The sequence below is a fragment of the Streptomyces sp. P1-3 genome (assembly GCF_050613155.1).
GTDB lineage: Bacteria > Actinomycetota > Actinomycetes > Streptomycetales > Streptomycetaceae > Streptomyces.
Genome location: NZ_CP192512.1, coordinates 4,005,162 through 4,017,362 on the forward strand (window position 1 = coordinate 4,005,162; position 12,201 = coordinate 4,017,362).

The window sequence follows — 12,201 nt, forward strand, 5'->3', positions numbered from 1 at the left end:
GCAAGGCCGCCGGCGACCGGCGCGGCTCAGGCCGGGCGCCTCGCCGCACGCAGCAGATGCAGGCTGACGGCGGCCGGGAGCACCAGGATGGCCAGGAGGGCCGGGATGAATGCTCCGAGGCCGAAGTTCACCGTGCCCCCGGGGACCACCCACTGCGACACCCAGAACACCAGCGGCACGAGGGCGGCCGCCGTCCCGATCGCCTTGTCCTTGCTGCGCCACTGTGGCGCGGTCCACAGCCACCAGAGCGTGCCGATCAGGGCGGGGAGGCCCAGCGGGGGCGCGAAGACCGTCAGGGGGCCGGTCACCGCGAGCAGCGCCAGCATGGCGAGGCTGCGCCCCTGGCGCGCCCGCGGAGCGGGGGGCTCTTCGCCGAGTGCGGTGGCCGCGATCGTGCGCGGGTCGCCGAGGCGGGCGAGCACGGCGCGTATCCCGTCGTCGCCGGAGGCGGACTCCTCCGCGATCGCCACGGCGATGTGCTCCTCCAGGTCGGCCAGCAGCTCGTTCCGGCGCTCCGGGCTGAGCTCGGCCGTCTCCCGCGTCACGGCGGACAGGTAGCTCTGCACCAGCGGGTGCTCGGTGATCGTCATGGTGGTCTCCTGCTCAGTCGGTGATGAAGTGGTCGACCGCGTCACGGAAGTGCGGCCAGATGGCGGTGAACTCCTTCAGCGCCGTGTGCCCCGACGGCGTCAGCTCGTAGTAGCGCCGGGGCGGCCCGCTGGGGGACTCCTGCCAGCGGGTCTCCACCAGTCCGTCACGGCGCAGCCGCGAGAGCAAGGGGTAAATGGTCCCTTGGCTCGTGGCCATGACGTTCACCGCGCCGAGGTTTTCGAGCAGCTCCACGCCGTAGCGCGGGCCATTCCGCAGGATCGCAAGCACGCAGTACTCCAGCACCCCCTTGCGGAGCTGGCTCTCGGCCTTGCCCGTGGTGGGCTTACCTGCGATGTCAGGTTCCATGCATTGCACAGTACCTGGTTATCTCTAGACGTCCAAAGGTGATGTTGGTCCGTCTACCGGGGGGGCGGGGCCGGGAGCCCCGGACACGGCGTGGCTAGCATGGCGGGATGAGCGACGACACATCCGATGACGCCACCTGCAGTCGATCATCGACCTCGCGGTCCGGCGGGCCCACGTCGACGGACACGCTCAGGCGCGCGACGCGGTGGCAGACGCTCGCCATCCTCGTCGTGCTGCTCATCCTCGCCTTCGCCTTCGCCTAGGGCCTTCCGGCCGGTCAGGTGCGGCTGCCATCGCGGTCGGCCGGATCGCCGGCTACAGGACCGCCCGCGCTCGTCGTGCACGGCGGGCCGGCATCAGGCTGCGGAACCGCCGCGCGCCGGTACTTCGACCCCGACCGGTACCGAGTCGTCCTGTTCGACCAGCGCGGCTGCGGCGAGATCGTGGTCGCCGGCGTCACCACCACCCGGCGTTCGGAGATCGACTGGCTCTACCGGGGCGCCGGCAGGTTCTTCCCCGAGCAGTGGGAACGCTTCCTCGCGGGAGTCCCCGGCTCGCCGCGCGACGGCGACATCGTCGCGGCCGCCGGCCTGTCAGCCGTGTGCATCGCCTGGCGGCACATGGTTCCTCCCGGCAGCCAGGCCCGCGGGATCGGCATTCACCTCGTTTGCCGCCCCTGTAGCCATCGGCGTGCGCTAGGTTCGCCGCGTGCGCACTGAGTAGGTGCCGCATAACGGAACGAGATGGTGCCGGCTGCCCGGGCGCGCCCGGGCAGCCGCGTGCCCGGGGGGCCACATGCTCGAGATGTCCAAAGGAGCCAACGTCGCCCTGACGGCCCTGAGCGAGGACAGCGGTGCCGTCATCGTGAGTCTGAGCTGGAGCAGCGCGGAGGGAGACGGCGACGCGGACGTATCCGTACTGCTGCTGGACGACAAGGGCAAGGTCCGTAGCGACGCCGACTTCTACTTCTACAACCATCCGGCCGCAGCCGACGGCAGTATCCAGCTCCTGGGCAAGACACCGACAGACAACGGCAGCGAGGACCGCATCAGCCTCGACCTGACCGCGGTACCGCCGGACGTCTCCCGCATCGTGGTGGCCGCCAGCCGGTACGCCGGCGCCTGCTTCGGCGATCTCGAAGACATTCGCCTGACGCTTGCCGACCGTGCTGGCGAGGTCCTGCTCGGCTTCTCCATCGACGACGCGAGCGTGGAGACCGCGTTCATCTTCGGTGAGCTCTACCAGCGCGGTGAGGAGTGGAAGTTCCGGGCGGTCGGGCAGGGGTACGAGAGTGGTCTGGCGGGCCTGGCCACCGACTTCGGTATCGACATCGCCGACGAGGACGCCGAAGATCACGCCCAGGAGGGCACCGCCGAGCCGGAGGTGCTGGCGACGGCGGCACCAGCACGGCCGGCCGCCACCACCCAGACCCTGGCGCGTCTTCCCGAGCAGGGTGCCGGGGCGGGGTCGGCGCTGCAGAAGAACAAGTCGACGCGCGCACGCGGTACCCGCACGGTCAAGAAGAAGGTCACGCTGCCCAAGGTGGCCAAGAAGTCCCTCGCCGAGAACGACTCCTGGAAAACTGCCCGGCTCTTTCCCGTGCCGTCTCTCAGGAACGACAAGGAGCGGGAGCTGCGCGCCACTTCGGTGCTGCTTTCGGTGATGGCACAGGTACCGGAACTCGGGCGCCGCCTCACGGCCGCGTTCGGTGCTCCGGCCGGTCGCATGCAGACCTTCACCGAAGTGTCGTTGCCGCACGGCGACACCCCCAAGCGTCCGGACGGGGTGATCCGGGTCGAACGTGCCGGCAAGTTGTGGACGGCTCTCGTCGAGACGAAGACCAACGGCAATCCGCTCAAGGCCGAACAGGTCCAGGACTACATGGACATCGCAGCCCGCCGGGGCTACGAGGCCGTGGTCACGCTGTCGAACGACGTGGCCTTGGAGGGCAGTCCGCTGGTCGACGTGAAGGTCGACGGGCGGCGCAAGCACAAGGTCACGCTGTGGCACTTGTCCTGGGCGGAGGTGGCGCACCAGGCGCAGATGCTGATTCGCCACGAGGGCGTCGGTAACGCCGCGCACGCCTGGCTCCTGCACGAGTTACTCCACTACCTTCAGCACGAGAACTCCGGCTGCCACGGCTTCCAGAACATGGGTCCCGCGTGGGTCCCGGTACGCAACGGCATCGAGGCGGAGATGCTCTGCCAAGGTGACCCTCGTGCCGTCCAGGTCGTCGAGAGCTGGGAGCGGCTCATCCGACAGGTCTGTCTGCGGCTGGGCGGGGAGCTGGGCCAGAAGGCCCTGCCGGTACAGCGCGCCAGGCGCGGTGGTGATCCGGGCTCCAGGAGAGCCGCGCTCGCCGACCGGTTGTGCGCGGAAGGCCGCCTGTCCGCGGAGCTGCGCATCGACGGGACACCGGGGATCGTCGCGATCACGGCCGACTTGCGGACCGGCAAGCTCCGTACGTCCGTCGACATCCCGGCACCTGAAGGAAGCTACCTGCTCACCTCCGCCAAGCGCCTGATCCGGTCGCTGGCCGAGGCGCCGGCGGATCTTCATGTGGAGACGCTGGTGGAGAGCGGCAATGGCCCACGCGGCACGTTGGAGCGGCTGCGCCCGGAACCGGGAGACTTGCTCCCCAGGGACGGGGCTGCTGTCACAGGGTTCCGCCTGTCGCTGTTCAAAGGCATGGGAAGCACCCGAGGCGCTACGGAATCGGGCTTCATCCGGAGCGTCGACGACGCCATGGACCGGTTCTACGGCAGCGTCGTCGCGCATCTCGGCCCCTTCGAGCGCCGCCAGACCCGCCGCGCACGACCCGCTGAATCGCCTCCGGCCGGCTGAGCCGGTGAGCCGCCGGCCTGCCCGCGCGCCCCGGATTTTCACCTGGGAGTGGTTGTCAGCGCCCGGTTCTAGGGTGGCGCGCATGGCGACATTCCGATCCGGTTTCACACTCTGGCGCATGGTTCAGGCGGCACGGGAGCTGACCGAGCACGCGCGCGTGCGGGAGCGCATCGACGCGGTGCTGCGCATCATGGGTGGCTTCGGCGGGACGTACGGCAAGGGCAGGCCGTTGGTGGACGCCCTGGAGGATGTCGCCCAAGAGGCCGTCCTGCACGGGGACATCGAGCTCGCCCAGCGCTTTCAGCGTTTCGCCGCCTACGCCGGAGGCGAACTCTTCCTCGACATCCTGGAGATGTACTACGACGAGGAGGCACGGCAGCGCAGCGAGGAGCACATGCGGAGGATGACCGCGATGGGCGCCGACCGAGCGGTCACCGCCCTGGACGTCCTGTGCCGCGACAAGCCCGATGCCACCGCCGCCGACGCTCGTGACCTCTTCCGCGGCATCGCCCTGTCCGCCGGCCATCTGGGCCTCGGGACCGGCGAGGGAGGAATCCGGCTGTCCACCAAGGACATGAAATGGCTCCAGAAGTACGGCCACATGGAGCTGCTCCTGCGGAACCTGCCCCGGCCGGCGTCCGTCGAGACCGCGCGGATGATGAGTGACGTCCTGGCGGACGCCGACGCAGGACTGCTGGCCCAACTGCTCGAACTGAAGGCCAGGCGGGCCGGCCTCGTGGCCCTGCGTGCCGCGGTGGAGAACCCGGACAGCTCTGAGAGCGCCCTGCACGCCTGCCTGAAGAACCAGGAGTGGATCTTTGGTGGGGCGTACGTGGCCGAGCTGGTCCGCCGTCAGTACACCCCGGACACCATTCTCGACATTCCGCTGCTGCGCGGAGACGGATCCCTGCACGTGGTGGAACTCAAACGCGCCAACATCAAGGACCTGGTGATCCGGCGCAGCGGCCACCTCATGCTGGGCGCCCCGCCGCACCACGCCGTCTCCCAGGCGCAGAACTATCTCCGGACCATGGACGAGAACCGCCGCACAATCCTCGCGGACCACGGCATCGACACCCGTAGGGCCTCGGCGACGGTCGTGATCGGACACTCGCGGTACGTGAGCGGCGGCATCGCGCCTCAGGAGATCGCGGAGACGCTGCGGACCTACAACACGCATGCCGCACGCATAGAAGTGATCACGTACGAGACCCTGCTGGAGTCGGCGGCCCGGATGCTGGCCCTGTCCTCAGCCTCGGCACGGCAGGACCCCGATCCGAACGAGGCGCCCACGGCATGACCGACACCCCTCCTGCGATCGAACCGCTCCAGGGCTCTGGAAGCGTCATCGCAGGTCAGCGGCCCGTTGTGCGGCCAGGCGGGTCGGCCGAGTCCGTCGTCCCTTTGACCAGGCTGAACTTCCGGGTCATGGCGTCGAGTTGCGCTCGGCTTCCGAAGCAGCACACTCCGTAGTACTCAAGTTCCGCCTCCGGGCTCGTGCGGGTCGTCTCCATCTGCACCTCGGTTCCTCCGTCGGCCATCGTGTGCGTGAAATCGGTGCAAAAGATTCCCTTTTCACGCAGGTTGGCACGCAGGGTCCGCAGGGCGTTGGAGTTCTTGGCCTGCAAGACGATGACCGGGTGGTGGGAGATCGCCGGGTGTATGCCTCCGTCGGCGTCCACGTAGGTGCGTGGACGGAGGCGGTCCGCCTCGGGCATTCCCGTGGCCAGGGCCAGCATCAGGTGCCCGGTGACGTTCAGCATGCGCCCGGGGTCGAGCTTCTTGTTGAGCACGATGACCGTGCGCAGGTCGTGTTCCATGAGGTCCCTTCCGGTGGTGTCGGCTGTCCGCTGCCGCCTGCGCTCTGTCAGGGGCCGACGGGGAGCAGGAGTCCGTCGGTGAGGTGGAGGAGTTCCTTGGCGGTGGTGGGGAAGACCGTGTGGGGCGTGCCGGCGGCGGCCCAGACCTGGGGGTAGTCGGTCAGGGCTTCGTCGACCACTGTGGGAAGGGCCCGGGGATGGGCGACCGGGGCGACGCCTCCGATCGCCTGCCCGGTGGCTTCGCGTACCTGCTCCGGCGTGGCGCGGCGGAGCTTGCCGCGTCCCCAGCGGGCGGCGAGTGCCGTGGTGTCCACTTTGTGGCGGCCGCTGGTGAGGACCAGCACGGGCTCGTCGTCGGAGATGAAGACGAGGCTGTTGGCGATCGCGCCCACGTCGCACCCCAGGGCCGAGGCGGCCTCGGCGGCGGTACGCGCCGATTCCGCCAGCAAGCGCACCGTCCCCGGGGCGCCGGCCACGGCGAGGGCCCTGGCCACCTGTTCGCTGCGGGCCGGCAGAGACGTGCCCTCCGGTGATGCCATGCTGCTCCTTTCCTGCGTTCCATATATGGAACGTTCTGCATATGGAACAGTAGATCGTGTGGAGCGCCGGATCAACCGCACATCACGCGACGAGACGAAGAACGAAGGAACGCCATGAACCTGGCCACCCAAGTCGGCTTGCGCCTGCGGGAGCTGCGCGAGGCGCGAGGCTTGTCCCTGTCCGAGGTGGCACGCAGGTCGAAGATCGGCAAGGGGACGCTCTCCGAGCTGGAGAGCGGACGGCGCAACCCCACGTTGGAAACCCTCTACGCCGTCACGACGGCGCTGGAGGTGCCCCTCAGCACGGCCCTGCATGCCCCCGCTCTCCGCGCTGAGATCTCGGGGCGAGCCGTGGACGCCGTCCTCACCGAGCGCTTCGAGGACACCGCCGCGATCACCGAAACGTACCGGGTCCGCATCCGAGCGGGAGCGAGGCAGGAGTCCGCCGCACACACACCCGGCACCACAGAGCACATCGTCATCCTCAGCGGAACTGCCCGCGTCGGTGAACTCTCCGCCCCCGTCTTGATCGGACCCGGTGGGCACGGCAGTTGGCTCGCCGACGTCCCGCACCTGTATCAGGCGCCGTCCGCAGACGTCGAGGCTCTGCTGGTGGTCCGCTATCCGCAGTGATGCGTCGAGTCGTCCTTGGGCTCCGCCGATAATCGGGGGCATGAGCGACCGTCAACTGCGTGTGGTGCTGGCCGAGGACTCCGTCATTCTTCGGGAGGGGATGGTGGAGCTGCTGGGCGCCCGGGGGTGTGAGGTGGTGGCTACCGCGGGGTCGGCTGGGGAGCTCTTGGCGGCGGTCGAGGAGGAGCGGCCCGATGTGGCGGTGGTGGACGTTCGGATGCCGCCCACGCACACGGACGAGGGCATCCGGGCCTCGGTCGAGATCCGGCGGAGCTGGCCGGAGGTGGGCGTCCTGGTGTTCTCGCAGCATGTCGAGACGGCTTGGGTGGAGCGGTTGATGGCGGCCGGTGCGGCGGGGGTCGGGTATCTGTTGAAGGAGCGGGTCGCCCGGACGTCGGAGTTCGTGGAGGCGCTGCACCGGGTTGCCGAGGGCGGTACGGCGCTCGATCCCGAGGTGGTGACGCGGCTGATGCAGCGCGGGCAGCGGAGCCGGATCGATGCGCTGACCCCGCGGGAGCGCGAGGCGGTGGAGCTGATGGCGCAGGGGCACTCCAACCGGTCGATCGCGGCGCGGTTGGTGGTGTCCGAGCGCGCCGTGGAGAAGTACGTGGCCGCGGTCTTCGCCAAGTTCGACCTGCCGGCGTCGGACGCCGACAACCGCCGCGTCAAGGCGGTGCTCGCGTACCTGTCCGAGGCGGGCACCGGCCGCTGAGTCGCGTTCAGAGCCGCGTTCAGAGCCGCGTGGGGAGTTCGGCGGTGATCGTGGTGGGGCCGCCGGCCGGGCTGGTGATCCGCAGGGTGCCGTCGACGGCTGCCAGCCGTTCGCCCAGGCCGGACAGCCCGCTGCCGGCGCCGAGGGCGGCGCCGCCGCGTCCGTCGTCGTGCACTGTGAGCCGTACCCGGCCCGCTGCCGAGGTGACGTCGAGCGCGGCCGTGCTCGCGCCGCTGTGCTTGGCGATGTTGGTGAGCAGTTCGGCGACGCAGAAGTAGACGGCCCGTTCGATCGCCGGTTCGGGACGCTCCCGCAGGTCCAGGCTGATGGCGACGGGGACGGGGGAGGCCGCGGTGAGGGGCGGTAGGGCTTCGCCGAGGCCGGATTCGAGGGCGACAGGGTGGATGCCCTGGGTGAGTCGGCGCAGTTCGGCGATGGTGTCGTCGGTCTGGCCACGGGCCCGGCCGACGAGGGCGCGCAACCGCGCGAGGTCCGGGGAGCGGCCGTCGTCCGCGAGGGCGTCGTCGGCCAGGGACAGCGTGATGGCGATGGCGACGAGCTGGGCCTGGGTGCCGTCGTGCAGGTCGCGTTCGAGCCGGCGGAGACGGTCGGTGTTCTCGGCGAGCAGTGTGCTGCGGGCGGTTTCGAGTTGGCGCAGTCGTCGCTGGGTGCGGGCGGGGCTCAGCAGGAGTCGGGCCAGGCCCCGGTTCAGCGAGCTCAGCGCGCGGATCGCGGCGGGTACGGCAGCGAGCAGGGCGAGGCCGAGGAGGACGGCTGCCGGGTCGAACCATCCGAGGGGGTGGTCGCCCGGTTCGAGCAGCCGGACCCACAACGGGTAGCCGATCAGCCAGCCGCCAGCGAGCGGCAGGGCGACGGCCGTGGCGAAGCCGAGTACGCCGAGCGGCAGCCGCAGCAGCAGGTAGAGCAGGGTCCGCCAGGCCACCGGGTCGGTCAGCACGGCTCGTCCTCGGGCGATCACGCCGTCCACAGGAGGAAGCGGCTCAGGCGCCGTGATGTGCTCCGTGAGCAGTCGGCAGACGAGCCACCGGTGGAGGTCGCCCAGTCGTCGTGCGCCCCGCAGGGCCGCGACCACGAACGGCAGTCCCAGCACGGTGAGGGAGAGCAGCCCACCGGCGTACAGGACCGCCAGCGCGTACACGCCGCCCAACACGGCCAGGGGCAGACCGACGATGGCGAAGGCGACGTCGCCCCCGCGGACGGGGAAACGCCGCAGGTGCCCGCGGACGGCGAGACGCCGCAGGCCGCCGCGCACGCCGACGCGGTCGGCCGTGCTGTCACGCTCAGCCACGCTGCCCGCCCACCCTTTGCGTCGCGGGCCCGGAGGCCGCCCGGGCGCCGGTGCCGAGGATGCCCGGCACGGTGAGGGCGGCCGCGCCGACGACGATCCAGCCGCAGGTGGTCGCCGGGACGCACGGCACCGCCGAGCCGGTCAGCGCCACGCTGAACGACGAGGAGGCGGCCGCGGCCACCAGCCCGCCGAGCACCACGCCCACCGCGGTGGTCAGCGCGGCCTCGATACCGAGCATGCTCAACAGCCGGCGCCGTGTCGCGCCCACCAGGGTGAGCAGCGCGAACTCGCGGCGCCGGTCGGCGGTCAGGGCGACCAGGGTGTTGACCGTCGAGACGGCGGCGAAGCAGATCAGCAACGCCAGTTCGACCTGCCGCAGCCAGGTGTCGGTGTCCGATGTCACGGTGGCCAGTCCGGGGTCGGCCGCCCGGGCGAGCGCGTGCTCGGCGGTGCTCGTCATGATCGACATGGTGCCCGACAGACCGACCAGCAGTGCCACGGGCACCACGGCGGCCGACAGCCGGTGCGCGTACCCGCGCAGATTGGCGTCGGCGAGCCAGCCCGAGCGCCCGGCCACGGCACGTACGGGTGCGCCCAGGACGGCGACCACGCCGCGGGCCGCGAGGGGGCCGAGCAGGGCGACGGCGACCAGCAGGACCAGTGAGGCCAGCAGCGCTGCCTGCCCCGCCTTGTCCCCCTCGTCCGGCGGCCGGGTGGCGGCGAGGCGACAGAGCAGACCACCGCCCACAAGCGCGGCCGCGCCGACGAGCACCCGCATGAGGCCGGTGCGGCCCTGCTCGGTCGAGCTCGCCGCCATGGCGGCGGCCGGCGCGATCCGCGAGATGCGGCGCGCGGCAACCGCTGCCGCCGCCGTACCCACGACCAGGGCCGCCGCAGTGGCCACCAGCATCGGTACGGGCGTCGCCGGTACGCGCACCGCGGGCGAGGCCATGTCGCGGTGCTTCAGCTCGGTGAGGAAGCGTCGGGCGGCGAACGCGCCGGCCACCGACCCCGGAACGGCCACCAGCACGACGACGGCCACGACCTGGCGGCGCACCAGCCGCCGGACCTGCCGGGGCGTGGCGGCGATGGTCCGCAGCAGCGCCAGCTCCCGGTGCTGCTGCCGGACGGCGAAGCCCAGTGCGTTGACCACCACGAAGAAGGCCACCAGCACGGCGATTTCGCCGAACGCGGCCGCGATCACCGTCAGCCCGGGCCCCGTCGGAGCGGTGCGCGCACCGGCGGGGGCGTCGAGCTGCGCGGCCAGCAGCGAACCGAACAGCGTCACCGTGGCAACGGCCAGGAAGAGCGCGGCCGCCAGGCCGAGGAAGGTGGCGGGACGCTGCCGCATCTGTCCGAGCGCGAGACCCGTCACGGCCGGCTCACCCGCCCAGCCGGCTGAGCCGGTCGGTGATGCTCTGCGGCCCGGGCCGGTCGAGGTCGTCAACCACCCGGCCGTCGGCCAGCAGCACCACCCGGTCCGCATACGCCGCGGCCACCGGGTCGTGGGTGACCATCACACAGGTCTGCCCCTCCCGGTCCACGCCGGCACGCAGCAGCGCCAGGACCTCGTGGCCGGTGGCGCGGTCCAGGGCGCCGGTGGGCTCGTCCGCGAACAGCACCGCGGGACGGGACACCAGGGCCCGGGCGATCGCCACCCGCTGCTGCTGGCCGCCGGACAGCTGCCCGGGCCGGTGCCGCTCGCGGCCGGCCAGGCCGACCCGGGCGAGCGCGTCCAGCACCTCGGTCCGGCCCACTCGCTCACCGGCGAGGCGGCCGGGCAGTTCCACGTTCTCGGCGACCGTCATCGCCGGCATCAGGTTGAACGCCTGGAACACGAACCCGACCTGGCTCCGGCGCAGTTGCGCGAGCCGCCGCTCGGGCAGTCGCGACACCTCCGTACCGCCCCACCAGACCGCACCGCGGGTGGGCCGGTCCATCCCCGCGAGGCAGTGCAGCAGCGTGGTCTTCCCCGAGCCCGAGGGCCCCATCACCGCGGTGAACGTCCCTGGCCCGAACGCCAGATCCACCCCGCGCAGCGCATGCACGGCGGCGGCGCCCCGACCGTACTCGCGGTGCAGTCCCTCCGCCCGGGCGGCGGATTCCGTCATCAACAAGGTCATGACGTCATCCTCGGCAGCGCGGGCCCGCCGATCGATCGTGCTCCCACCCGAATCCGGGGTTCGGATATCCGAACCCCGGCCTCGCCCACAGAGACGGCCCTGCACACAGCAACGCAAGCGGGGCGCAAGCTCCGTGACAGCGGCCATGAACGCAATTCGTATGATCATTCTGCCGTGCCGCCCTTAACGGCCCCAGCGGCATGGCGAGTAGGGGTACGCGGGCCACGAACCATGAAGCAGAAGCAGAAGGGGGGAGAGCGACTCGATGAAGCTCCGAAACGCGGGCCGAGGTGCCGTTCTCGCGATGTTGGCGGCCACCATGCTGCCGGGAACCGCCTCCGCGTCTCCGTCCACGGCCGCGGCATCCGCCGCTTTGCCCGCCTGCCCCCAGGTGTTCGGGCACGGCGGCTACCCGACCGGAGACGCCCCTTGGGACCGCGACCAGGTCCGGCAGCCGAACAACCCCCGTGCTCTCGCCGAGCAGAAGAGCTGGGGCGCGGACGGTGTCGAGGGAGACCTCCAGCTCACCATGAACGGCACCAAGGGGGTCATGTGGCACAACAGCACGACCAATGGACTCTCCGGTACGCGCAAGGCGATCACGGAGATCTCGTGGGCCAGCGGAGCGGACAAACTCCAGGGGCGGAAGATCAGCAGGGGTCCCTACAAGGGGGAAACCGTCTACACCTTCCGGGAGTGGCTGGACCGCCTCAAGGCAATGAAGCTCGTCGCCTTCGTGGAACTCAAGGGCGACGCGAAGCAGTCTCTGTTGCACAGCGACGCCGCTGTCCGGGACAGTGCGTGGCGTGAGGTCCTCGACCCGATCCGGGAACGGACGGCCGGCCAGGAAATCATGATCTACACGCGCGACGACCGTCTGCGACCCGAGCTCGACCGACGCGTCAAGGCCGCGGGCCTGGAGGCCACGCTGCGCGGTTACCCCACGTGGGTCGACGGGATCGGCTGGGAAGAGCCTGTGCCGGCGGCTTCCGGAAACCACCCGCGATGGCAGAGCACGCTCGCTCAGGGGCCGCGACGCATCGGCACGTCGTGGAGCAAGGACTACAAGGCGTGGCTGAAGGGCAAGTGCGCCTGACGCCGTAAGTCGGGCCGGGTGTCCCCCGGCCCGACTCCTGCCCGCCTCGAACACATCGCCTCGAACGCATCGCCCCGAACGCATCGCCGCGGCGCGCTCGGATCCCCCTCCGATTGCCGTCGATGCCCGCCCGCCTAGGCTGCTGCCGTTGGTCGGCCGGTCGGTTGA

General features: G+C 70.9%; 13 protein-coding genes and 1 pseudogene. 7 read left to right on the top strand and 7 right to left on the bottom strand.

All coding sequences use genetic code 11. From position 1 onward, the window contains the following. Positions 1–26: 26 nt before the first annotated feature. Complete coding sequence (locus ACQUSR_RS17150) at positions 27–590, bottom strand: HAAS signaling domain-containing protein (protein ID WP_431043445.1); 564 nt, start codon at positions 588–590, stop codon at positions 27–29. Between the two features lie 13 nt (positions 591–603). Continuing rightward, positions 604–957: a PadR family transcriptional regulator gene (locus ACQUSR_RS17155; RefSeq protein ID WP_431043446.1), complete on the bottom strand. Its 354-nt coding sequence runs from the start codon at positions 955–957 to the stop codon at positions 604–606. A gap of 107 nt (positions 958–1,064) precedes the next feature. On the opposite strand from ACQUSR_RS17155, the gene ACQUSR_RS17160 reads away from it, so the two are divergent. The 4 genes and pseudogenes from ACQUSR_RS17160 to ACQUSR_RS17175 all read left to right on the top strand — a co-directional run bounded on the left by ACQUSR_RS17160 (position 1,065) and on the right by ACQUSR_RS17175 (position 5,101). Continuing rightward, a complete protein-coding gene (locus ACQUSR_RS17160; RefSeq protein ID WP_431043447.1) occupies positions 1,065–1,220 on the top strand; it encodes a hypothetical protein in 156 nt (51 codons plus the stop codon). Positions 1,221–1,238: 18 nt separating this feature from the next. Next, a pseudogene (locus ACQUSR_RS17165) lies at positions 1,239–1,541 on the top strand (prolyl aminopeptidase); the annotation flags it as partial. Positions 1,542–1,761: 220 nt separating this feature from the next. Beyond that, a complete protein-coding gene (locus tag ACQUSR_RS17170) occupies positions 1,762–3,801 on the top strand; it encodes a TerD family protein (protein ID WP_431043448.1) in 2,040 nt (679 codons plus the stop codon). Between the two features lie 118 nt (positions 3,802–3,919). Continuing rightward, a complete protein-coding gene (locus tag ACQUSR_RS17175; RefSeq protein ID WP_431043449.1) occupies positions 3,920–5,101 on the top strand; it encodes a Shedu anti-phage system protein SduA domain-containing protein in 1,182 nt (393 codons plus the stop codon). Positions 5,102–5,156: 55 nt separating this feature from the next. Here ACQUSR_RS17175 and ACQUSR_RS17180 read toward each other — a convergent pair whose 3' ends face one another. Both ACQUSR_RS17180 and ACQUSR_RS17185 read right to left on the bottom strand, forming a co-directional pair. Continuing rightward, entirely contained in the window at positions 5,157–5,621 is a 465-nt protein-coding gene (locus ACQUSR_RS17180) for a DUF2000 domain-containing protein (RefSeq protein ID WP_431043450.1), read from the bottom strand. 47 nt (positions 5,622–5,668) lie between these two features. Then, entirely contained in the window at positions 5,669–6,160 is a 492-nt protein-coding gene (locus ACQUSR_RS17185) for a YbaK/EbsC family protein (protein WP_431043451.1), read from the bottom strand. Between the two features lie 114 nt (positions 6,161–6,274). On the opposite strand from ACQUSR_RS17185, the gene ACQUSR_RS17190 reads away from it, so the two are divergent. Together ACQUSR_RS17190 and ACQUSR_RS17195 are read left to right on the top strand one after the other, a co-directional pair. Beyond that, the gene (locus ACQUSR_RS17190) at positions 6,275–6,793 is read left to right on the top strand and encodes a helix-turn-helix domain-containing protein (RefSeq protein WP_431043452.1); all 519 of its coding nucleotides are present in this window, start codon (positions 6,275–6,277) and stop codon (positions 6,791–6,793) included. 40 nt (positions 6,794–6,833) lie between these two features. Beyond that, a complete protein-coding gene (locus tag ACQUSR_RS17195; protein WP_431043453.1) occupies positions 6,834–7,505 on the top strand; it encodes a response regulator transcription factor in 672 nt (223 codons plus the stop codon). Positions 7,506–7,524: 19 nt separating this feature from the next. Here ACQUSR_RS17195 and ACQUSR_RS17200 read toward each other — a convergent pair whose 3' ends face one another. From ACQUSR_RS17200 to ACQUSR_RS17210, 3 genes are read right to left on the bottom strand one after another with little or no spacing between them, the layout of a single operon-like run. Then, a complete protein-coding gene (locus ACQUSR_RS17200) occupies positions 7,525–8,814 on the bottom strand; it encodes a sensor histidine kinase (protein WP_431043454.1) in 1,290 nt (429 codons plus the stop codon). Further along, a complete protein-coding gene (locus tag ACQUSR_RS17205) occupies positions 8,807–10,165 on the bottom strand; it encodes an FtsX-like permease family protein (RefSeq protein WP_431043455.1) in 1,359 nt (452 codons plus the stop codon). The genes ACQUSR_RS17200 and ACQUSR_RS17205 overlap by 8 nt, the downstream gene beginning before the upstream one ends. Before the next feature lie 31 nt (positions 10,166–10,196). After that, positions 10,197–10,937, bottom strand: coding sequence for an ABC transporter ATP-binding protein (locus tag ACQUSR_RS17210; RefSeq protein WP_431043456.1), 741 nt, complete (start codon positions 10,935–10,937; stop codon positions 10,197–10,199). A 265-nt stretch (positions 10,938–11,202) separates the two neighbouring features. Between ACQUSR_RS17210 and ACQUSR_RS17215 the strand changes: the two genes are divergently transcribed. Further along, a complete protein-coding gene (locus ACQUSR_RS17215; protein ID WP_431043457.1) occupies positions 11,203–12,033 on the top strand; it encodes a hypothetical protein in 831 nt (276 codons plus the stop codon). Positions 12,034–12,201 lie beyond the last annotated feature (168 nt).